At 40.3% G+C, this 21,587-nt stretch carries 22 protein-coding genes; 14 read left to right on the forward strand and 8 right to left on the reverse strand.

Annotation, left to right across the window (positions count from 1 at the left end; genetic code table 11):
- Positions 1 to 341 precede the first annotated feature (341 nt).
- Both B1L02_RS12950 and B1L02_RS12955 read left to right on the forward strand, forming a co-directional pair.
- Entirely contained in the window at positions 342 to 560 is a 219-nt protein-coding gene (locus tag B1L02_RS12950) for a hypothetical protein (protein WP_088531356.1), read from the forward strand.
- Complete coding sequence (locus tag B1L02_RS12955; RefSeq protein WP_088531357.1) at positions 557 to 988, forward strand: hypothetical protein; 432 nt, start codon at positions 557 to 559, stop codon at positions 986 to 988. Before B1L02_RS12950 ends, B1L02_RS12955 begins: the two co-directional genes overlap by 4 nt.
- Before the next feature lie 13 nt (positions 989 to 1,001).
- On the opposite strand, the gene B1L02_RS12960 is transcribed toward B1L02_RS12955, so the two are convergent.
- Entirely contained in the window at positions 1,002 to 2,525 is a 1,524-nt protein-coding gene (locus B1L02_RS12960; protein ID WP_088531358.1) for a LytR/AlgR family response regulator transcription factor, read from the reverse strand.
- Between the two features lie 145 nt (positions 2,526 to 2,670).
- On the opposite strand from B1L02_RS12960, the gene B1L02_RS12965 reads away from it, so the two are divergent.
- From B1L02_RS12965 to B1L02_RS12985, 5 genes are all read left to right on the forward strand, one after another.
- A complete protein-coding gene (locus tag B1L02_RS12965; RefSeq protein WP_088531359.1) occupies positions 2,671 to 4,143 on the forward strand; it encodes an alpha/beta hydrolase in 1,473 nt (490 codons plus the stop codon).
- Between the two features lie 138 nt (positions 4,144 to 4,281).
- Positions 4,282 to 4,590, forward strand: a complete 309-nt coding sequence (locus B1L02_RS12970; RefSeq protein ID WP_088531360.1) for a hypothetical protein — start codon at positions 4,282 to 4,284, stop codon at positions 4,588 to 4,590.
- 346 nt (positions 4,591 to 4,936) lie between these two features.
- Complete coding sequence (locus tag B1L02_RS12975; protein ID WP_088531361.1) at positions 4,937 to 5,701, forward strand: hypothetical protein; 765 nt, start codon at positions 4,937 to 4,939, stop codon at positions 5,699 to 5,701.
- Positions 5,702 to 5,939: 238 nt separating this feature from the next.
- On the forward strand, positions 5,940 to 6,254 hold the full coding sequence (locus B1L02_RS12980) for a DUF6172 family protein (RefSeq protein ID WP_010370561.1): 315 nt from the start codon (positions 5,940 to 5,942) through the stop codon (positions 6,252 to 6,254).
- A gap of 143 nt (positions 6,255 to 6,397) precedes the next feature.
- A complete protein-coding gene (locus B1L02_RS12985) occupies positions 6,398 to 6,901 on the forward strand; it encodes an RNA methyltransferase (RefSeq protein WP_088531362.1) in 504 nt (167 codons plus the stop codon).
- Between the two features lie 21 nt (positions 6,902 to 6,922).
- Here B1L02_RS12985 and B1L02_RS12990 read toward each other — a convergent pair whose 3' ends face one another.
- Both B1L02_RS12990 and B1L02_RS12995 read right to left on the reverse strand, forming a co-directional pair.
- Positions 6,923 to 7,930 (reverse strand): fatty acid desaturase, encoded by a 1,008-nt coding sequence (locus B1L02_RS12990; protein WP_088531363.1) that lies wholly within the window; start codon positions 7,928 to 7,930, stop codon positions 6,923 to 6,925.
- Positions 7,931 to 8,143: 213 nt separating this feature from the next.
- Positions 8,144 to 8,581 carry an acyl-CoA thioesterase gene (locus B1L02_RS12995; RefSeq protein WP_010607300.1) on the reverse strand — a complete coding sequence of 146 codons (438 nt, stop codon included), beginning with the start codon at positions 8,579 to 8,581 and terminating at the stop codon, positions 8,144 to 8,146.
- Positions 8,582 to 8,995: 414 nt separating this feature from the next.
- Between B1L02_RS12995 and B1L02_RS13000 the strand changes: the two genes are divergently transcribed.
- The 7 genes from B1L02_RS13000 to B1L02_RS13030 all read left to right on the forward strand — a co-directional run bounded on the left by B1L02_RS13000 (position 8,996) and on the right by B1L02_RS13030 (position 15,106).
- Complete coding sequence (locus tag B1L02_RS13000; protein WP_088532283.1) at positions 8,996 to 9,310, forward strand: hypothetical protein; 315 nt, start codon at positions 8,996 to 8,998, stop codon at positions 9,308 to 9,310.
- Between the two features lie 8 nt (positions 9,311 to 9,318).
- A complete protein-coding gene (locus tag B1L02_RS13005) occupies positions 9,319 to 9,564 on the forward strand; it encodes a hypothetical protein (protein WP_088531364.1) in 246 nt (81 codons plus the stop codon).
- A 571-nt stretch (positions 9,565 to 10,135) separates the two neighbouring features.
- Positions 10,136 to 11,083, forward strand: a complete 948-nt coding sequence (locus B1L02_RS13010) for an endonuclease NucS domain-containing protein (RefSeq protein WP_088531365.1) — start codon at positions 10,136 to 10,138, stop codon at positions 11,081 to 11,083.
- Positions 11,084 to 11,245: 162 nt separating this feature from the next.
- A complete protein-coding gene (locus tag B1L02_RS13015) occupies positions 11,246 to 11,701 on the forward strand; it encodes a hypothetical protein (protein WP_223192008.1) in 456 nt (151 codons plus the stop codon).
- A 504-nt stretch (positions 11,702 to 12,205) separates the two neighbouring features.
- Positions 12,206 to 13,303 (forward strand): ISAs1 family transposase, encoded by a 1,098-nt coding sequence (locus tag B1L02_RS13020; RefSeq protein WP_088531367.1) that lies wholly within the window; start codon positions 12,206 to 12,208, stop codon positions 13,301 to 13,303.
- A gap of 188 nt (positions 13,304 to 13,491) precedes the next feature.
- Positions 13,492 to 14,649, forward strand: coding sequence for a ThiF family adenylyltransferase (locus tag B1L02_RS13025; RefSeq protein ID WP_197696988.1), 1,158 nt, complete (start codon positions 13,492 to 13,494; stop codon positions 14,647 to 14,649).
- The gene (locus B1L02_RS13030; protein WP_088531369.1) at positions 14,639 to 15,106 is read left to right on the forward strand and encodes a Mov34/MPN/PAD-1 family protein; all 468 of its coding nucleotides are present in this window, start codon (positions 14,639 to 14,641) and stop codon (positions 15,104 to 15,106) included. Before B1L02_RS13025 ends, B1L02_RS13030 begins: the two co-directional genes overlap by 11 nt.
- Before the next feature lie 446 nt (positions 15,107 to 15,552).
- On the opposite strand, the gene B1L02_RS13035 is transcribed toward B1L02_RS13030, so the two are convergent.
- From B1L02_RS13035 to B1L02_RS13055, 5 genes are all read right to left on the reverse strand, one after another.
- On the reverse strand, positions 15,553 to 16,590 hold the full coding sequence (locus B1L02_RS13035) for a hypothetical protein (protein ID WP_088531370.1): 1,038 nt from the start codon (positions 16,588 to 16,590) through the stop codon (positions 15,553 to 15,555).
- A gap of 149 nt (positions 16,591 to 16,739) precedes the next feature.
- A complete protein-coding gene (locus B1L02_RS13040) occupies positions 16,740 to 17,675 on the reverse strand; it encodes an exonuclease domain-containing protein (RefSeq protein ID WP_088531371.1) in 936 nt (311 codons plus the stop codon).
- A 69-nt stretch (positions 17,676 to 17,744) separates the two neighbouring features.
- Positions 17,745 to 19,253 carry a TnsD family Tn7-like transposition protein gene (locus tag B1L02_RS13045; protein WP_088531372.1) on the reverse strand — a complete coding sequence of 503 codons (1,509 nt, stop codon included), beginning with the start codon at positions 19,251 to 19,253 and terminating at the stop codon, positions 17,745 to 17,747.
- On the reverse strand, positions 19,178 to 20,170 hold the full coding sequence (locus B1L02_RS13050; RefSeq protein WP_157757241.1) for a TniQ family protein: 993 nt from the start codon (positions 20,168 to 20,170) through the stop codon (positions 19,178 to 19,180). The genes B1L02_RS13045 and B1L02_RS13050 overlap by 76 nt, the downstream gene beginning before the upstream one ends.
- 1 nt (position 20,171) lies before the next feature.
- Positions 20,172 to 21,581, reverse strand: coding sequence for an AAA family ATPase (locus tag B1L02_RS13055; protein ID WP_088531374.1), 1,410 nt, complete (start codon positions 21,579 to 21,581; stop codon positions 20,172 to 20,174).
- Positions 21,582 to 21,587 lie beyond the last annotated feature (6 nt).

Genomic DNA, 21,587 nt, shown 5'->3' on the forward strand with positions numbered 1-21,587 from the left:
CTAAAATATAGCTGCTGAAACATAACAGTTCTAATAATACCTCTGGGATATTTGTTCACATTCTATTCACCACCTATCATCAGAATGTATCTAAAATTGACAAATATTCTACTAGTCCGTTCGATAAGGATATAAAAATGAGCAGACCATCTTTTGCATCAGTAAAAAAGCATTACAAAACAGATCCATCAAAAATTCACTCCTGCACGATGTACTTTCCTAATACATGCGCAATACGAATGAGCGAAGCCTTATCAACTGCATCAGAATCGGCTAAATCGATTATATCTGGTTTTCCAAGAAATCAGTGTCCACATGGGTATTAAAGAGGAGCGCAAGATTTGGCAGCTGCATTAAGAAGCTCTTGGGGTACTCGAGACTTTGGATGGAGTGGGACGGGAAGCGCACCTAAAGCAGCATCAGGGGTTCAAGGTATTATCTGCTTCATGAATATACCAGGGTTTGGAGGTCAAGGTCATATCGATTTATGGGATAAAGATCATGCAATAGGTTCAGCCTACTGGAATGCAGGAACTATCTGGCTTTGGAGGCTTTCATGAAATATTTAGCACTTATAGTAACGATCGGCATAAGTAATTTAGCGGCTGCACAAGACGGTGTAGCAGCACAGTGGCAACTGGGACAATACGCTGTATCCATTGGTGAAAAATGTGTCATTACCGTTTCAACCCCCGCTTCGAAAGAGATAATAGCAAACGGTTTCAATAACGATAAAGTCTGTAAAGTCGCTTATCTAGCCCAAACCAACATTCCCAACGCTTATGTGATAGGCGGTGGACATATTCTTATCGTCGAACAGCAAACTATCCAACAAAAGAGCTGCAGACGTGTATCAAAAGCGCTGTATTTACCAATCGATGGTCAAGCCGCATTAAGCACCAATCAAATAGAAAGCGGCAACTGCGACGGCCATATAGAGCCAAACGGAGCGATGTATTTAATTTCAACTCTGCAAAACCCAATTTAAAGATCTGCAGCACTTAGGGTTTATTAGACGCTTTAAGCGTCGCCCTAACCGATGGGACAAGCCGACGACTGACCGGAACACTTGCTCCATTCGTTAATTTCAAGTTGCTCTGATTATTATCACTTTCTAATGACACCACTTCGTTTAGATTAGTTAAATAAGAACAGTGTGTTTTTACAAAAATAGAGGGCAAAGTAAGTTCGAGTTGCTTTAGTGAGCCTGTAAACAGCTTCTGCGTAGTGTCTTTCATATACAGCTCAACGTAGTCCCCAGCGGCTTTACAAAACGCAATATCCGTGAGCACAACATAGTCAGTTTTACCTGCAATACTAACTTCCAGTTTAGAAGGAGACTGAAGTTGCTTGTTCTGCGCGAGTTTAAACTCAAGCTTGGCAATATGAGCTTGATCACTACTCAGCTGCACTTGCTGAGCACGATACTCTTTCGCCTGACGAATAAAAAGGTAGACTAGCAAGAGTGCAATGATCACAAAGTGAATAATTTCGTGGAAGCTTGATGCAACAAAGAGCACGGTTGCTGCCACCAATAACTGCACCACAAACCAAGCCGCCAAATTATTGTTTTTCGCGCGTCGCCAACAATAGCCTAGCTGGACTAAGCTAACGAGTAATGGCACAAAAACCCCAGCAGTGGTTTTAGCATCAAAGCCTGGAGCAAAAATAATAATAATAAGCGTGACGATAGTACCAATATAAATCCAATGAAGAGCGTGCTTTTCTGCGACTTTTAAGGAGCTATATACAAGCAACAAAGTGCCAAATAAAAACGACAACGCCGTCACAGTAAACAGTCGAATATCGTGCCATACATAGCTATAGTCAACTAATCCTCGCGATATTTCAGCACTGAGCTGCATTGCCGCAAGCAGGCACAATGCGGAAAATATCCGAACGCTTGTATTGCCATAACGACCAAAGCTCAGACTTATAAAGTACAACGCGCCCAACAAAAAGGCACCAACCAAAATCAGGCCCAAGCCACTAAATGATTGAATATACTGCTTAGGATCGCCAAATTGCCCTAGCCCAATAAAATGAATTGGGTATCGTAATGAAATAAGGCTATGCTGTGTAGACAGACCAAATACCAGTCGATTGCTTTCCTTTATAAGCGAGTCTGGCAAATAAAATACGGTGTCCATTTTGCCTATTTGCTCTGCTTTATCTACAGCAGGCAAACCATTGCTACCCACTTTAGTGCCATTAAAAAAGATTTCGCTTGATGTTTTAGCAAATAAATACAGCCCAATGGGCCTTGGTATTGAGGCTAATTTCGCTCGCTCAAATTCAAGTAATACCCAGACAGCCTGATTTTGCGGGTCAACCTCAGATAACTTCACTCGGTGACATTGCGGCTCAATAAAATGTGGAATTTCTTTTGGCGAGACCGACCATGGGCAAACCGTTACGGCTTGATCATAAGAAAATGGCAACAAAGGTTGATTGGCATACGCCTTACCTAGAGCGCCGGAGCAACACACAGCCATCACTAAATAAAGTACAAGATTAATATTCACAATTTACCGTTTTCCTTTAACCGTTCGTCGGCCTTTTACTACCGCTGAGCCTATAAGCCAATAAATATCGGCCTCTTATAGAAGTTCGCTACCCCATTAAGTTGCCATGGTATTCAATAAAAACAAACTATTAAGGAGCAATACTATGCGAACAACCCATACATTAATAGCCGCGTTAAGCCTATTCACTTGCTTGTGCGCAAGCGCTAAGAAAAACAACGACACGAAAGTACTGTATAGCAATGAGCAGCAAATCGAGTTTCAAGCCAATAGCGGAGAAACAACGGATGCCATAGCTGGGCACCTCTGGATGCCTGAAAACAGAAATAATCCCAACAGCAAAAAAATTAGAATTAACTATGTGCGCTTTCCTGCAACCGGCAGCAATAAAGGTTCGCCTATCGTGTATTTGTCTGGTGGCCCCGGCGGTTCAGGCATCGCAACTGCCAAGTGGCGAAGATTTCCGTTATTTCAAGCACTAAGAGAGTTTGGTGATGTTATCGCGCTAGACCAAAGAGGAACAGGCCAGTCAGAGCAAGCTGCTCCTTGCGTTTCTAGTGAGCGCATTGCGCTTAATTCTGTTATTACTGAAGCGCAAATTGCAGACCGTTACCGCAAAGCCGCATTAGAATGCTTTACTCAATGGAAGTCTCAAGGCATTGATATATATGGTTATAATACCGAGCAAAATGCGCTGGATATAAACGACTTACGAAAACACCTAAAAGCTGACAAAGTATCACTTTGGGGGATCTCTTACGGCAGCCATCTGGCACTCAGTGCCATAAAAGCGATGCCAGCGCATCTTGACAAAGTAATTATCGCCAGTGCTGAAGGGCTCAATCAGACCGTTAAACTACCTCATCAAACCGATCAATACTTTGAAAGAGTTCAAGGGATTATCAATCAGCAAACACTTACACAACAAGTTTCGGATCTACCCGCTTTGATGCGCCGAGTACACAGTAAACTTGAGCAACAGCCTATTGCACTTCAAATTACACAAAAAGACGGCTCAAAAACACCCATGTTATTTCAAAAGCATCATATTCAGTTGTTAGCTAGTATGATGATTGCCGATCCTAACCAATATCTTGCCATGCTAATTCATGTTTATTTAGGTTTAGATAACGGCAACACCGAGCTGTTAACGCATGTGTTGCAGCGTGGAGTGTTTACCGATGGGCCCATTACATTCAAATTGATGCCGCTGGCGATGGATGTGGCTTCAGGGATCACCGCTAAACGCCTAGCAAAAGTGACCACCCAATCACCAACAGCCTTGCTTGGCGACAAGCTTAACTTTCCAATGCCAACACTTCACTTGGTAGATAAAAAACTAGATTTAGGTGATGATTTTAGAACCGCTCCCCTATCCGACATTCCAACTTTATTGTTTACAGGGAGCCTAGACGGTAGAACTTATCCAGAAGAACAACTTGAAGCTGTGAGAGGGCTCACAAATTTGACCCAGATTATAGTCAACAATGCGGGCCACAACCTTTATACAAGCTCACCCTTGGTGCTCGCCAGAATGCAAACATTCTTAAGCGGAAACCCCGTCAGCACAGAAGCAATCCAACTACCGCTGCCACAGCTTGCGCTGTCAGCACCTTAACCCTAAAAACGGCTCAAAAGTGGATTACAAAAGCAATTGTGAAGGCACCCGCTTTGAGCATGCAATCATCAACAAAGTTGTTGATAGCCCACAAGCTTGAGTATAATTAGGCTTTTGGCCTCTTACATCCATAGCATTATGAAAAAGCTCTCAAAAGTACAAGAAAAACAACAAGCCTTGGTACTGACCATTGCAGACAAACTCGAAGAACAAGCTCGTGCAGAAATTCCCGGCATGGTGCAATGTTGGTTTGATGTGGAATATCACTTGTTCCCCGGCTCATTAATACTCTTTTTCCAATTTGAGAACGAACAGGCACTGGAAGCCGCAAAGCCAGCTCTCCTTAAATGGCAAAAGCGTTTAAGCGCCGCCATGCTGAAAAAAGGGGTGATTTTAAAAGATATGCGTAAACATTTAACCTTTACTTTGCTCGGTCCCGAGGATTAAAACTGGCGGTAAGACCTAGTCGGATAGCTGCGCGCAGTTCGGCTAGTCGATATAAACAGATCTCATTCGCCACCGGTTGCCGCCACAATTGATTGCTGAAACGATGATTGGGATCTAACTTTTCCTTTAAAGCATAAAGCTATCAAATCTTGCGACAAGAGCAAAATACTGCTGCAAGACATCAATTTCTGCTTATTACAGCAAAACAAATGACCTTGTATATTTTTAGTTTATTGAGTGCGATAACCCTGTTCCATAGCTTCCTATCGTTTGTAAATTCCATATTGCGTTATTTTCAAGTAAGCTGCCAAAGCTTCTTATAAATCCCAAACAAGAGGAAAGTACGTTGGATAAGAGAATTGAGCCTGAGCTTCCCAGTATTACGCCCGATTTAGATCAGGTTGAAGCCTATAAAAACTCCACCACCCAAGCGAGCCGTAAAACCTCAGCACCAAAAGAAAGCACCAAGCAAACAAGCCAGCCCGCCAAAGGTATGGGGATGATAAATTGGTTGGCCACAATCTCGATTATTGCGTTGGCCGCTGCGGCGTTTGCACTCTACCAACAAAACTTAGCAACCCAGACACAATTACTCGAATCAACAAAGCGCATTGCCGAGCTTGAACATACCCTCACCGCGACAGATGAAGAGATGGATTTGTCCGCAGGCGCAATGCAAGCAAAACTGAATACACTGACCGAACGCACAGACGAGCTTTGGTCACAGATGGATAAACTATGGGCGTCAGCGTGGCGAAGAAACCAATCAGAAATAAAACAGCTGGAGGAGCAAGCCAGTAATACCGCAAAAAGCCTGACCAGTACGACCACTAAAGTAGAAGCCCTATCGCAGAGTCAAACGGAGCTTGCTTTAAAGCTGTCATTTTTAGAAGAACAACAGCAAGCAGCTAAAGTGCTCAAAAATCAAATTGCTGCAATCAGTGGCGATGTTGACCAGTTAAAGTCTCAAGCGCAAAGCAGAGATTCTAAACAGATAGAGATCGGCGCAAGCCTTGCCCAAATAGAGATGACACAAACCGCACTGGCAGAAAAATTAGAACGCTTGGAGCGCAAACTATCAGCAACTCAAACGCAACCAAAAGCCAATTAACCCGCCATTATCAATGGTTACATTAGCAAAATGAGTTGGCGGCGAACTCGCGCAACCAACTCAGCTTTAATTCTCTTGGACATTCACAAAGCCCCTCGCCAGTTCACAAAATATAACGTAAAATACCCTATTACATTTCTGTATTTATTCGAGCGTAAGCTTTACGCTTAAATCAATACATATTATCTACTCAGGCATACTGTTTTGCCGATTGAGTATTTCTTGCTTGAAGGCAACTATGAAAAAGACATTTGAACTAATTCACCCTAAAATCAAACTTGAAAGACGCGTTGACGCGGTTAAGCATGAGCTTAAAAAATACCTAAAGCGCGAGCGCAACAAAACTTTGCCAGCGGGCGCTGATTATTGGGATTTTGATTGTAAGTTTGGTAACACAGAAGCAGAAGCCGAGCCGGTGCACCTATCGCAACTAAACAAGTTGATTGATAAAACGCAAACTGAAAACCTCACTTCGTTTTATGTTGAGATTTTAGCTAAGCCAGGCTATAGAAAATCAAACGATTTATCTGACGATGAGTTAGAAGACTACTAAGCCCAACTCCTGTAGATCGAGCTTTAGCTCGACTACACCAGCTCTACCCCAACAATACCAACTGGCACAAAATCACGCGCATGATACAATCGCTCGTCGAATTTTTGGTGGCGCTACTGCCGGTATAGTGAGAGTTAAAAAGTATGAGCGAGTCATTTGTAGCAATCGGATTGGTAAACCCTAAATCACCAACCAATGTGGGTGGCGTATTACGGGCTGCAGGTTGTTATGATGCGCAAGCCATCTACTTTAGTGGCAATCGTTATGCAAGGGCTGCAAAGTATCATACGGATACAAAAAACGTTGTCGACAACATTCCCATCAAACAAGTTGATGATTTTATCAGTTTAAAAGTAGCTGGCCGTGCGCTTGTCTGTGTGGAGCTGGTAGAGGGCGCAACCCCACTGCCACAGTTTGCTCACCCCGACAATGCGTTATACATTTTTGGCCCTGAAGATGGCAGTCTGCCGCAAGAAATCGTGGATGCCGCAGACGCTGTGGTGTATGTACCAACCACAGGCTGCATGAACTTAGCGGCAACGGTCAATGTATTGTTATATGACCGCATGGCAAAACGCTCAACGGGATTTGATGCTAGTCAGATACTCACCAGCCGCGATATCAATAACCGCCTCACGGTTGGATAAGTTTTTGCTGTGAGCAGCTTTTTATTTTTGACTAACCCGCTCATTGACCGGGTAGTGATTTGCCTGCTTTAGGCTTTGTAAATCATCAAAACGCACTCCGTGCTGAGCCATAACCGGGCGTATTTTTTTACTTATCAATTGTCGAATATAAAACGGTTGATTGGGTACAAAGTGATGGAGCGTGTGCGTACGGCCGAAATCAAAACAAAATAACTGAAACGGTAAAAACCAACGACTAGTGATCACATGAGTCTGCTCTAATACATTACTCACCCCACCATAATAATGCATTGAAGATGTAACGAGATTTAAAGACGCTGAGCGGATCATATTAGGCACAATCAGCACCACCATTAAAAACTCAGCAACCGCAAGTAACTCAGCTCCCCACTTGGGCAGCTCAAACGGCTGAACAAATTGCAGCACGTAATAAGCAATCACACCATATAAAGTCGCAAAATAAGCTGTGGCAAGCGGAAAGCCAGCATTAAAGACCTTTAAGAACTTAAAGCCCTTAATTTCTTTATCAAAACGCTTAGCATTAAATAATAAACCTAGCAATCCATCTGTAACCACCACAGCTCGCAACCAAGGAGATTGAATGCCATTACCTACCAAGCGTTCCTCCAAGTCTTGTTCAGTGCCTGACACTTTATGATGATGCAAATGGATCTTTCTGCGATACCAAGGATTCACCGTATTTGGCCGCATTAGCCACACCGTCAACATCATAAAATGATATACAAATGGGCGGTTACTAAAATACTGCTTGTGGATCAAGTCGTGCTCAAGTTCATGAGAAATAGAGGTAATAAAAGCCGCCAAGATAATACACAACCAAGCAGGAATAACGGCAAAATAGTAAAGCAACGCAACGCCAATTAGCGCACTTAACGACAACAGCAAAATCACCATAGCAATGCTGTTTTGCTGATTTAAAATAGGATAACGCGCTCGAAGCATTCGCTCTTCAGCTTGAATCGCGGAAACTATCGCTTTTATATTCTGCTTCGCGGTTAATGTTGGCATAGATAATTTAATTCATCTTTTGATATCAAGATCATAGCCTAATCTCTTATTTTTGTAACAACGGCTTTATGCGGCGACAGCTTTTAAAAAATCGATAAAACGCAACACCTAATTGCCCATTTTATTGATTATCATCCATCTCACATTGTCGTAGCAGCGGCTTTATGCCGCGACAGCTTTAAAACAGCAACGCGACACCCAAACTCCGAGTTTCTATTGATTATCGTCCATCTCATATTGCTTCAATATAGCCAGCATACTCTCTGGAATTGGCGATTTTTTCCCTGTCTTCATATTAAACATCACCACATTGGCATACCCCGTTGTACATACCGCTTGTTGTGATTCACTAAACGCCTCATAGCGCATGGTAAAGCGGTCTTCTTTGATATCAGTGATATATGAACCAATATATAAAGTATCTGGAAAAGTAACGGGTCTTTTATATTGCGCGTAAGTATCACGCAAAACCGGACTATGGGTGGGCTCTGATAATACAGAAAGCAACCCCGTTTGAGTTAAAAAATCGATTCGTGCGGTTTCAAAATAGCGAAAATACGACACGTTATTCACGTGCCCCAACGCGTCCATTTCTCCCCATACCACATTCACTTTGGTGGTAATTGCAAACTTTTCTAAAAATTCCTGCATGATGTTGCCTTTGATTTTGTTTATTGAACTCGAGAGTAACAACTCATCGTACCAGCAGCAAGGTTAACGAGATAGTTTAAAGACAACTTGCTAGGATAAGGAAAGCAAAGCCATCATTTCGCAGTGCAGCCTTGCGCCACCCCGCGTAGGTCGCCATTTATGGCGACAAATAATGCCTCAGCTCCATTTGAGCTCAGCGCAACTTTAGATACAAACACAATACAAACGCAATCCCTATCATTCTATCTCACAAAAAATTGACGCCTGTTATGAGAGCAACACCTAAGACAAATAACCAATAATTTTTCTCAATATTTTCAATATGTAAGCAAACAACGTAGCAATATCTATAAGCTTGGTTTGAAAAATGCATTTGAAATCAAAATCAGAATTAAACTTACGCATGTCACCAATATGAACAAAAACACAAATACGGTTTATGTGCTGAGCGGTTACGCCAAATGCGCCATCACTCAGCAAGGAAAATACAAACTCGGCAATAAACACTCCATCGGCCTGCTAACCACAGACGAAAATTATGAAGATAACATCAATAAACTTGAGGCCTTTATTAAAGATTTAGGTTGGGAGTCCATTACGTTTTGCATGGTCGAAACCGTTAACGACATCAGCACCCTATCCAACGACGTTTTGGTATCCAGTTTTCTTCGTGCTCAGCAAAATGGCCAATCGTTAGTAGTAAACGATCTCCCTATTACCGTCCATTAAGGCGGTAAATGCACGCAATAAGGCCTGACTGTCAGCAATGGCGGCAAAAGCACTACGCAACTTTATACCGAGCTGAAGTTGATTGGGTGGGAGCGGCTTCACGCCGCGATCTTTTGATGGTTACTATTTACGGCTACGAAAAATTAGTAGCAGCGACTTTATGTCGCTACTTGTTTGAACCCAGCCTTCAACTTTGCCTCGTGTCGCTTCGCCGGCAAGACGAAACCAGAGAGGCACATGATTTGTCGCCATAAATGGCGACTTACGCAGAGATTTAGTACGAAGTCGCAGTTTCGTTATAAGGGATCGCGGCGTGAAGCCGCTCCCACAAGCCAAGAAAAGAGTCAAACACGAGTCTTCACCAAATCCACACCCACAAAAAAGCCGCCTCTTTTGCAAAGGGCGGCTTTTCAATATTTGCTAAGTCGCGCTAAAGAGCGACCTACAATTGTCACTTTCGAATCAAGTTTGAAACTAAGAATACTGATTTTACGGAGATTTATCACAACCTAAAATTTAAAACAAAACGTTTAAGGCTATACTTTTGACCGTTACGCAATCAATAAAGTTTGAAACTATTGCTTTATAATGTTTTGATATTGTTACCACACTCAAAACCTCCAGCTAAATTTGTTAAGTAAAAATAATTTAATGTTAACACCCCACCTTTATCCAAAAAGAGTTCAATATAAACATAAGCTTAATAAAACCCCCTTCATTTACATCCACAAAAAACATAATGCAAAATGTCTATTTACACTAATAGACGTTGAATTTCTTAATTTTATCCATATTAATTAAATATACTGACTAATTAGGGTTTACATGACAGAAGCAGAAGTAAGAACGCTCATAGCTAAAAACATTAAGCAATTTGACCCAACGTTTAAAGTTATCAAAGAAGAATTTAAAGTCCAGATGGAAGATGGTCATACAGGGGCTATTGATATATTGGCTAAAGACCATTTGGGGTGTTTAATTATTATTGAAGTAAAGATAAATAAAGGCTCTGAGCGAAGCACAATACAACAGTTATTTAAGTACACTGCTATGCTCAAACACGACTTTAGTGTCCCTCAAGAAAAAATTCGACGTGTAATTATTTCTACCGACTGGCGAGAGCTAAAAACTCCTTTTGCAGAGTTTTCATCCAATGCTAAATACCCTATAGAAGGCTACAAGCTAACAATTAGCTCCGGTACTCTCAACTTTAAAGAAGTAATGATTGCAAGCAAAGATGTTGATATTGATCCAGCATCAAAATTTCATTTATTTAAATTCCGAAATGAAGACGGCAGAAATCAAGCCTTAGAGTTATTGAAAGATATAAGTGAATCCGTTCCTGAACTTAACCTTTTGGTTTACAAGATTGAACTAAATCAGCCTAAATCTGAACAATACTTCAATCACAGAGATTTTGGTTTCGGGTTGATAATTAAATCCTTTGCGTGCAATTATGAAACAGTATTAAGTAAGTTAAATATCGATCCTCAAGAATATACCCCATATGGTTATAAATCTCAGTTTGATAAAAAGCTATTAGTAGCGCTAGCTTTTAAAGTTCGATTCGTACAGCTATTAAAAGGAAATATCGATTACGACAGTGAACTAGAACCAATCAACAAGTATTCTAGTTACTTAAGTTGGTATGAAGTAGATACAAACTATATTCCATTTGGAAGAATGTATAAAAAAATATCACTGCGCATGTCAGAAGATGATGTTCTTCGTCAAGCAAATGGAGTGCATGGTATTCACCCTTATTTATTTTAAGGTCAGGCATCCCCAAAAAACCTTGAGGACTTTGAGATATTCAAGAAAAACTTAAGCCACTTTTTAAGGTTTAATAAGGAATGGAAAAACGTCGTTTTTTACCTTTTAAATAGTTTAGAAAAAGACGATTATGTAACAATTTCTATATATAACCCGTTAAATGTGGTCGGTTTAATTCATGATTACATTATAAGCAAGGAGAACCCTAGAATCCCTCAGCTCAATGTTGCGATAAACAAACCTTACGACAGAGTTGAACATTATTTTGGTTCATTAATGTGTGAAGGTAGCGGGATTTTTTCCGGAATCATAGAGAAAATAGAACAAACCTATGGCAGTTTAATAAATTTTAAATTAACGATTCATGATTCTCGAAGAAATGATGAAGAGCTATCTAGTATTCTCGGTCTTACCCATTATGTAATGTCCATAGAAGAAGAAAAAAGATTGATAGTTAATGACAATGATGTGCAACTAATTGATATTGATTTAAAAAAGAATGGGTTATCAACTTTCTTTATTGACAACATTCAAATAGTAGATGAAGTAAAACGCTTTTATGATGAACATGGTTTAGGCAATGGTTTTATTCTTTTAACACCTGAAGAGTGCATATGATTTAACAGCCACCGGAATTTTCGACGCATAGCGTCGGCATACCTCATTTCTTCGAAATGAGAAGAAAACCAAGATTGGTCATTTGATGTTGCAGGAGTTATGAATATGGGTAATGAATGATTCCGATGGGTACATAACCCAATGGTATTGGCACCTATCGCAAAACACATCAATTCCACTAAAATGCTAATTGATGTAATGGCTGAGTTAGTAGGTTAGATTTTCTTTTATTATTTGAAGATAATTGGAATCAGGTCGTGCTCTTTGATTTTACTTAACGTTGCCCGCGAAATAGATTTTACGCCAAAGTTATCGTATTTTACTTTATTAGTGTTCAGGCATAACCTAACTCAATGCTTATAGCGTTTTTGTTTTTAACCTCACAGTTGAAAGCTCCTTTCCTCTGTACTCCACCAGCTCACTCAGGGCGGGATCGAACTTTAAATTGACGAGTATTGGGGTTTTATGATCTGATTGCGCATCGCAATTTTTTAGGTCGTTACAATGAGCATCATCACACATTTAGAGTGGATTGAAGATCCTAGAACCGATGTTAATATCAAACATAATCTTGTCGACGTCTTGTTTTTAACTTTGAGTGCCGTGCTTAGTGGCGCTGATGGATGGAAATCAATTCAAGAGTTTGGTGAGTTGCAACTGGATTGGTTAAGGCAGCATCGTCCTTTTGAACATGGCATACCCAAACGTCACTGCATTGCAAACATAATCAAAGCTTTAAATACCGATGCTTTGCTTAAGGCTCTGCTAGATTGGATTAATTCTCGTCGTGAAGAAGCTCAAAAGCCACACATTGCGATTGATGGAAAAGTGCTTCGAGGTTGTTGGAAAGACAATGTGTACAATGCGCTAAATGTGGTTAGTGCATTTGATGTTGATAATGGCCTAGCCTTGTATCAACAAGCTGCGCAAAATAAGGGTCAAGAAGGTCAAATTGCCCGTGATATCATCGACATATTAGCGTGTAAAGGTTGCATTGTGACGCTTGATGCTCTGCATTGCCAAACGAAAACGTTGGAGATGATAGTAAAGAATAAGGGCGACTTTATTATCCAAGTCAAAGCCAATCAGCGTAATTTACACAATGCTATCGCTGAGCACTTTACAGCTCACTATGACAGCATGGGCCCACACGAAGAAACACAAAGCAATGGAAATGCTCATGGCCGAGGTGAAAGTCGTCTAGTTATGCAACTACCGATTAAATTACCGCAGAAACTCAAAGAGAAATGGCCTCATGTCAAAACGGTGATTGAGGTTGCAAGAGGTCGTAAATTAGGCGACAAAACCAGTTATACCTCCCACTTCTATGTCAGTTCATTGGCGGTAGAGCCAGAGTTAGTGGCAAAAGTAATACGCAAACATTGGCACATAGAGAATCGACTTCACTGGGTGTTAGATGTTGTTTTCAAAGAAGATAAATTAAAGGTAGCAGACCCAGACGGGGCGGCACACATCGCTTTGTTCAACAGAGTATGCTTAAACATAATTAGGCAACATCAAGGTAAAAAAGACAGTTTAGCAGCGAAACGAAGAGGAGCAGCTTGGAACGGTGATTTTAGGACGGAGTTACTCTTTGGTTAATCTATAAGCAAAGTGGAATCCCACCCTGACTTCGACGACACTCCACTTACGCATCCGTTTTAGCAAAAACGTCAAATAAAGAAAAGCCGCGACCAAATGAGTATATTACCGTAGAAGTTGACAAAAAAGAGCATGACTTAAGGAATAACAAATACCTCCAAAGCTGGCTAACTCAAAGAAGCTTAGAGTTGGTTCGACCTGAAAGTCCCTTAATAAAAACTCATTATATTTGGGTTCGTCCAAATCGTTTGTCCGGTGTAGATTGGCCACCTCAAGATCTTAAAGAGGTATTATCTTGGCTTGAACTAGTTGATGTTAGCGCTAGAGATCATCTTGTTCGATGCCTATCTAATTCAAAATCAAAAAGAAATATTGTTCTGCTTGACATTGAGAAGCAAGATCCTGTTTCTCTTTATCTAGAGATAGATATTAATAATATTGAGTGCCAATTTAATTCTCGAAAAACTCGAAGAAAAAGGAAAAAAAGTTCTTTCCAAAATCTGATTGGAATTTTATCTAGAAAAGGCTTTTGCTCTAAGTTTGCTCGGTTATCAATTACTAGAGCAGATCAATCCACCATATTAAGCCGAAATCAAAAGAGAGAATCTAAGTTAAGCTTTAAGAGTATTGCTCTAATTGGATGCGGTACAATAGGAGGGTATCTATCAGAGTTGCTAGTTCGAAATGGCGCAGGCTTAGGGCCAAAATGCCTACATCTCTACGATAGAGATTCACTAAAACCTCATAACTTTTCACGACATACACTTTCTATATCAGACTTTGGAAGAAATAAAGCCTCAGCTTTAGCAGCAAAGCTTAAGAACTCAACGCACTTAGCTAACAATATTTCTGGATTTGATAGTAACTTTACTATCAGTGAAGGAATGCTTAGAAAATACGATATTGTTATTGATGCAACCGGTCGCCCTCCTGTTTCAAAGAGACTAGCATTTATAGTTCGTCAGATGTCAGCCAAACGACCTACCATTATTCATGTGTTCAATGATGGTAATGGTAGAGCAGCTAAGGTTTTAGTTGATGAAAACATTAGCTGTTATGGTTGTATGACTGTTGATAAGAGTATCCATCAAGACCATTTTGACACCCGATTTAAAGACCTAGATTTGTCTAAAGAAAAAAAAGTTAGCTGTGGAAGCACTTATACAATTTATGATGCTGGAGTTAGCCAGATTTCCGCTGCTATGGCATTAGAAGCTGTACTTAATACGCTTAATACCATAACACCATGGACTTACAGTGAGTTTATTTTAGATCCTCGTTATCGTACCGGAAAAAGAAAAATACTACAGCCTCAAAAGCAATGCGTGGTATGCAGTGAAATTTGAAAGAGAGCTCACGTATCAAGATGGCAATGGGCATCTTGTTGTAATCACTGAACATGTTTTAACCGTTTTAGATAGGTATAAACAAGGTAAGATACAAGATAATGAAGCAGCAGGTGTACTGCTTGGTGAAAAAAGGGGCAAGCATATAGTTATTACTGATCTATCAGAGCCTGGATTAGGGGATCTTAGACAGAGAAACTTAGTCGATAGACGAGGCAAACACCACCAACAAAAAGTCGATGATTGTTTCCACCTGTCTGGGGGAACAGTTAATTATGTCGGAGAGTGGCATACACACCCCGAAGACTACCCTCAACCATCTCAACAAGACAGGTCATCATGGTCAAAAAATCTTAAACAGTGCGCACCTAAGATAGTTCTCATTGTCGGAATAAAAGATTTTTGGCTCGGAAAGATAAAAGGAACTAAGTTATCAAAACTAACCACTCGTCAGTAATCGAATAAGTTTTCTTATAGATTTTGAAGCTTGGAATGATACATAAATGAGTAACAAAAAGGCGAACCATTTGGTTCGCCTTTTTAGAGTTCAACTAGCTAGATTGTCACAATCTTAATTACCTGTCACAGACTTCATTAAAACTGTCACAAACTTCATTACCAGTTATCAAATCCCTTGTAGATCATGAATAAAGTTTGCAACTAGCAGGTATTGTAACTCAATTACTTAGGTTGGGCGTTTTTCAAATAAAAAATGCAACTAGTAAGCAGCCCCGACCAAAATTGGTATGTGCTATTTAAATAAAGTTTGCAACCGTGAGCTTCCAACTAAAAAATTGTTAAACTTGTTGAGAGGAGAGAAAGGTTCTCATATGAGTAAGTGGCCAAAATCACTAGCCCACAACAACTCAATCAAATAGGGGAACTTAAATCCATATCTCTATTTCAAAAAAATTCTCTAGTTAAAAGGCTCCGTTCAAACACAGTTAGTTTATATAGATCAGGGTCTCGTAAAAATATGTTCTTTAGATCACTATCCATCTGTTTTATAAATTTTGATGAAAAAATTAACTTCTTCTTTTTATCATACATGAGGTCTGTGAAATGAGTTTCGTAATCATCAGCCATATCCATTGCAATCTGCTTGGACGTTTCATTATCAATCCAACATATAAAAGCTTTTGAGTCCATAGCAAAATCGAGCTTGAGGAAAATTAGTAAACACTCTTCGGGATCTGTATCAATAGTGCAATCAAAAACCTCTGAGAAACAATAACCTAACTTAGGTTGGCCTAACTCTCTATATTTAACTAAGTAATCCTGTCTAATAATGCCTGAGTACACCTTATCATATACATTTCTCAGAATTTTGACCCTCTCTAAAAGGATGCTTTTCTTAAAATCAAGAGGCTCAACAACATATTCCTTTATCAAAGGAGAACAGAGCAAATCATCCTCAATGTCCTTCAAAAATTTATCTACCCCTCTGGCCTGAAGTTTGAGATCAAAAATCTTTCTACGTATTGATCGAAGACACTGCTTATTTACGAAATATTCATTTAAAGATGGCATACGATTTTCTATATCTTTAAATAACTTTGAATCATGTTCTAAACAATACCCAGGGAAATTGCTTGCATTCCTTTTATGCACTTTCTTTTCGGCGTAAAAAAACGTATTCCCTGATATATCTTCCTCAAGAATCATTAATTTTGAATCTTGATCTGCCAGATGCTTGAGAAACACATTCTCTGATATCTCATGAGAGTAACATGACTCGCCCCCACAATTTTCATGACCGCATTGCCACTCTTCTTTACGTTTCAAGGGAAAGTGAATCTGATTTAGTATTTTTTTGGTTTCTACATTAATATTATTTGGAACATTCCGATAAAATATATCCAGCAACAATGATTTTATTTGTTCATTCCCTTCCGCTAAGTCATTTATTTTATTAATGTAGTCCGTGAAACTTTTATCCATGCAACCTCTCTTGCAAACATTTCATACTGGCGCTTCGCCCACTTTTCGTTCGTAACAGCCTCATCAATAAGAGGGGAGGTGCTATAAATGAAAAATGCCAACTAACTTTGGCTAATTGAAGTCCCCAAAGGTTTTACCATACATTAAAGTCAATCATGAAATTTACTTTGAGCTCGCAACCAAAATTCAACACGCATTCCCGTTAAAGCCTCTAGCTTCTTAGCAAAGTTATTTGTGATAACCACTTTCTCATTCAGAAAGTCACAATACTGTTCCTCAGACATGTCTAAGTGTTCAATTATGTCCTCGCTACTTAGTCCGCTGGCTTTAAGCCTAGGTAAAAAAAGTTCTTTGAAATAGTGTGCTGGATGCAGTGCTTTCTTTTCACTTGAAACATTAACAAAGCCAGCAGAACTCAGCTCTTTGATATGCACTTTCCCTTCAACTAGTGCATCGACATCTAGCCTTATATTTTTCGAGTTCGTCTCACAAAGCTCTGGCTGCAATAACAAATTCAAAATTTTTGCTGCATTTTTCGCATCACTTAACGCTCTGTGGTGCTTACCATCACTTGCCAGTTTTAGCCAGTCCATAGCTCTCTTTAATCCAACCCGAGGCTTTATTTTCATTATTTTTGCGAATGCCTTTTTAATATTGAGCTCTTGTTCGCAATGAAATTCGGGAATGAAGTGCCGCTTACAATCTAGTTCCAACTGAACGCGATCGTACGCTCCCCAAGAGCAAAATAAAAAATCTGGATAGTCCTGTAGCCATACCAAAAATCGATTAAAAACAGTTGGAAATAAATCAGCATGCTCAATATCTTCCTGCTTAATCCCTGTCAGAGTGGTGCAAAACTTTGTCAACTTAGGATATTTTACTGGTTTAATTAAACTTGAAAACACATCCTTTACCTTGAGGGTTTTGCAACAAAGAATGACAGCCCCCAGCTCGATTACCTCTCTTTCAGTAACGGGTATCGTATTTTCAGAATCACAGGTATGCTCAATATCAACTATTAGTAAATGCTGATGTTCGGCTCTAAGTGCATTGAGCCCTTCTCGTGTATATTCAATTTCAGTCATGCTCGATTTGACCTTTGGTAATTTATTTCTATGCCTAGTTTGCCGGCGATCTTTAAATAAGGTTTCATCCTAATACCCTTGGTGCCTGTTAATTCTTGGTATAGCATCAGGCAGCGCCTTATAAAGCCATTCCTTGTCATGTTTAAAAAGCCAGGTATAAGCGCTTCGCTGAAGCTTTTGTACTTTCCCACGAGTTGGTAATTCTAAGCTGTCCAAACAAGCTTTCACTGCTGAACGATGTGTATCGCGTTGTTTTTTAAATCGTATTTGAATACGCATTTCTTTTATTTCAGGATACTGAGTCAGAATCTGCTCTATTGCACCTTGTGAACATTCCATCTTTAGAGCAATGGAAGCTGTAGGCTCACCGGTCTTTAGTCTGGAAACGATTTGCGCACGCTCCGTCGCAAATAGAAACTGAGCTCTTCGCTCAATCTGTATGTTATTTTGTATTGCTACTGATTTTGCATATCCCACGCTAACGTTTGCCCTTTTTGCGGCTTGTCTCATGCTCATACCATTTCTTAACTGCTTTATGAGTAAATCCGTTTTTTCAGGACTAACACGTTCAATAGCCTCACAAGCGACATAATGCGGCCTAATCTGTAGCTCTTGGACATTCGAGTAACAGGTTAAGAAAGCTGACAGACTACCGAACAGATGTTGTATGACTAGCAAATGTTTTAAGGGGTGGAATTGTGCATCTGGTTGGTAAATCAGGTTTGTTGGGTAGCTTTTACTTATACTACCCACAAAAATCGCGTTAACGAGTTCTCTCGGCAATTCATTCAACCAATAATTTTTCAGACTGTCTTGCCACTTTGCTTGCTTAACAGAACCATGCTGACATACCAAATTATTAGTATTTAAACCGTGTAAATATACCTTCCTCAAAGTAACTGGTTCAAAGGCTTCTAAACTCAAAGACCAAAGTGAAAATGCATCTTGAGCAAGTCTTGCCTGCTTTACACTTGCATGTATGAAATCTCTACCGCCACTGATTTCCTGAGGTGGCAGTACGAGCAATTTTCTTTCACGCTTGATGTGTTCTAGCTTTATTAAATGAATTGGGCAGTAACTGATCCATGGTAATTGATGGACAACGTGCCAATACGCCACACCAACATTTTTGATATCTTGGGCGACACACTGCGGGCAATAACACAGCACTGTCGGTTCTGGTATTCGATTAGCCAGTAATGAGAATTGACTGTACGCATCAATGCATGATCCCTCACGTAAATTAGCGCATGCATTTTGAAAAATGTCACTTTGTATAAAAGGCTTAAAAAATGGCAAAGCTGTGTTTTTTGCGATTAATTCGTCAATGTCCAAGCCTACACTTTCTGAAACAGGAACAATAAAAGGTGGGAATATTGATGTTAATTGCTGACCAGTGTATCCCAATCTAGCCAGCAAAAAATCATGATCCGTAGCCAAACCACTTATTAGCCCAGCTCTGGCGAGCCAACTATAAATAGTCTCGTTTGGTAGCAATGCGACTAAGCTGCAATTTCTAACGAAGGCCATTCTACCGCCAAAAAGCGCAGCCACATCAATACAAACAATGGGTGCCATCCATTTACATTTCGTAACGCCTTTTCAAGACTTAACGTTTTGTATTTGATGACAGCCTCAGACTCATGGAAAAAACGCTCAAAGCCATGCTCAAAGAACCAGCTTTCAAAGTCTTGCTGAAGTGCTGCTGCCAAAAACACCTGCTTTTGTGTTCTTCCCTCAATGAAGCTTATAAAGGCATTTTGAATGCCTCGCTTCATTACATATTCAAAGTGTGGCTTGGCAAGAGCACCTGGAGAGTTTAGTAAACTCATACTAGCTTGCTGCACCCACGCTATGTGCTCATTTAACCGAGGGTAACTAGCCTCATGAACACCCCCACACTTAGGGCATGTATTATTAGTTGGTGGCGTCGCCGTCACTCTTATATCTGTATTCGAATATCCACATCTATTACAATTTTCAATCAACTCACAGTTATGCTTTGAGCACGTCAGCATCGATGGCAACTGATGTTCAACATGCCAGTAAGAAGTACCTACTCGTTGCTCATCTTCAATAGCACACACAGGACACCACCGCCAAGCCGAAGTGAATGATAATGACTTATATGATGGAGCTGGCATGGAAGGCACTTGCTCAATAAATTCACAGCGTTTCCAAAGCCCTCCTTTTCGGATCCGTTTGTTGATTATTTTGTCTACGCCATGAAAATGCATCGTGGATGAGTAGTACGGAAACAATGAATGTTTTCTTAGCAACTGTTCTCGGCTAATACTCCCCTCATAAGCATTAGCCGCAACATCAATTAGCGGATGATAGATGCGTTGATTACTCAAAGAGCCAACTTCCGTAAGCATGCGCTCAAACATTGCCTTAGGGTCGGTGCTATCTAGTAGGATTGCCTTGCGTGACATTACCCCCATAAAATGCTCACCATCAAATGGGACTGGCATGAAGGAGATTGATTTAATCATGCTAATTACCTCCCTTTTGAACATGTGTATCTTCACCAGATTGACTGGATTGAACTGGAGGAATACCAAGCGGATCGGGCACTAATGTTGGCAATGCCTTTTTCATTTTTTCTCGCTTTGCTGCGGCCAACTGTTTTACCTCATTGTCACTTAGTGCGGGGGTTTTTGTATCTGCTTTATCAATCTCACCTTCAAATTCAGGAATGTTTCCAGCTCTCAAGTTTGCTAGCGCACGCGAAATCAATTTGAACTGATTCTCGTAGACCATCTTAAGACGTGTTTCATCGTCTGTACGGTATGAAGTCGCTTTTTCAGGGTTCTTATTGATTAGTTGTGCGATTGTATCGTGGTGCAAAGACGCTAACCGAGTCATCATCGCAGGAAGCCCACAAGTTAAGTAATGAAACAATTCTTTAAATTGCTTACCTGGCTGGATCCCTCCGGTACAAAGTTCCGCAGGAAATAGTGCTTCAAAGAAGGATTGATAAAATGGGCTATCCACTTTGCACAAAGAAATCTGATACTCGCGATCAGTTAGTAATCTGCGAGTTGTAGTAAAGTCAGGACGTTGAGAATCTGACAAAAATATATTTCGTCCTGACGTAGTGGAAGACAAAACGAGAGGAATACCTAGCTTGTTAAAAAGCGCCTCAATAGTGGTAAACGATGGTGCCTCCTTGTATTTTCTGTACTTCAACAGAAATTGTAACTCATCGATATGAACCAAACCTAAGTGATGGGTAAGCGCAATTATGCGCATTTGTCCCAGATGACGTTCTACTGAAACGTGCGACTTATCTTTCCACTGCTCGTAGTAATCAGTTCCTAAAGCATCATCAACAGCAGAAAAGAAGTTGAGAGCCAACCCTTTCGTTGATGGTGTTGAAGGCAAATCAAATGAGACCCAAACTAATTGGTCCTGTCGAAAGGGCTTCTCTTCATACTCATGGTGTTCAATTACCTGTGGTATTACATTTAGCACACTACGTATCGTCTTGGTTTTACCTGCACCGCTGTGGCCATGCACTAAAACACTTGGCGCCGTGGTACGGTCAATGCTTCTTTGGCTCAATGACGTATCTTGCCTAATTGACTGAGCTTCGCTCATCAGTAACTTCGTGGTTTCAGGCGACATAGGGCTGTATTTTGAATAGCCATCCAAAATCAGACTCATAAACTTGTTGTACAAACTAAACACATACCTAGACGGAATATGAATACTATCCATACGCTTCAGTAATACTTGCTGAAACAGTTCTCCGACTTCCCAAAAACAGTCGTCAAAGTTGGGTTTATGTGTCAGTTTATCAATAAGCATGCTTTCGGTAAGGATTAACTCGATAGCCTCAATAAGAGGGTTTCCATTTAAACTTTCAAGTGGGTGTTTTCGATAATTTGCTTTTATTTTCATAAGATT

Source organism: Pseudoalteromonas piscicida (assembly GCF_002208135.1).
Lineage (GTDB): Bacteria > Pseudomonadota > Gammaproteobacteria > Enterobacterales > Alteromonadaceae > Pseudoalteromonas > Pseudoalteromonas piscicida_A.

Excerpts from the sequence above, each read along its gene's own strand:
- B1L02_RS12955 (WP_088531357.1), top strand. The coding sequence starts at position 557 with ATGAAATATTTAGCACTTATAGTAACGATCGGCATAAGTAATTTAGCG.
- B1L02_RS12985 (WP_088531362.1), top strand. The coding sequence starts at position 6,398 with ATGAGCGAGTCATTTGTAGCAATCGGATTGGTAAACCCTAAATCACCA.
- B1L02_RS13035 (WP_088531370.1), bottom strand. The coding sequence starts at position 16,590 with ATGGATAAAAGTTTCACGGACTACATTAATAAAATAAATGACTTAGCG.
- B1L02_RS13040 (WP_088531371.1), bottom strand. The coding sequence starts at position 17,675 with ATGACTGAAATTGAATATACACGAGAAGGGCTCAATGCACTTAGAGCC.
- B1L02_RS13010 (WP_088531365.1), top strand. The coding sequence starts at position 10,136 with ATGACAGAAGCAGAAGTAAGAACGCTCATAGCTAAAAACATTAAGCAA.
- B1L02_RS13020 (WP_088531367.1), top strand. The coding sequence starts at position 12,206 with ATGAGCATCATCACACATTTAGAGTGGATTGAAGATCCTAGAACCGAT.
- B1L02_RS12965 (WP_088531359.1), top strand. The coding sequence starts at position 2,671 with ATGCGAACAACCCATACATTAATAGCCGCGTTAAGCCTATTCACTTGC.
- B1L02_RS12970 (WP_088531360.1), top strand. The coding sequence starts at position 4,282 with ATGAAAAAGCTCTCAAAAGTACAAGAAAAACAACAAGCCTTGGTACTG.
- B1L02_RS13000 (WP_088532283.1), top strand. The coding sequence starts at position 8,996 with ATGAACAAAAACACAAATACGGTTTATGTGCTGAGCGGTTACGCCAAA.
- B1L02_RS13050 (WP_157757241.1), bottom strand. The coding sequence starts at position 20,170 with ATGATTAAATCAATCTCCTTCATGCCAGTCCCATTTGATGGTGAGCAT.
- B1L02_RS13055 (WP_088531374.1), bottom strand. The coding sequence starts at position 21,581 with ATGAAAATAAAAGCAAATTATCGAAAACACCCACTTGAAAGTTTAAAT.
- B1L02_RS12990 (WP_088531363.1), bottom strand. The coding sequence starts at position 7,930 with ATGCCAACATTAACCGCGAAGCAGAATATAAAAGCGATAGTTTCCGCG.
- B1L02_RS13045 (WP_088531372.1), bottom strand. The coding sequence starts at position 19,253 with ATGGCACCCATTGTTTGTATTGATGTGGCTGCGCTTTTTGGCGGTAGA.
- B1L02_RS13005 (WP_088531364.1), top strand. The coding sequence starts at position 9,319 with ATGCACGCAATAAGGCCTGACTGTCAGCAATGGCGGCAAAAGCACTAC.
- B1L02_RS12980 (WP_010370561.1), top strand. The coding sequence starts at position 5,940 with ATGAAAAAGACATTTGAACTAATTCACCCTAAAATCAAACTTGAAAGA.
- B1L02_RS12995 (WP_010607300.1), bottom strand. The coding sequence starts at position 8,581 with ATGCAGGAATTTTTAGAAAAGTTTGCAATTACCACCAAAGTGAATGTG.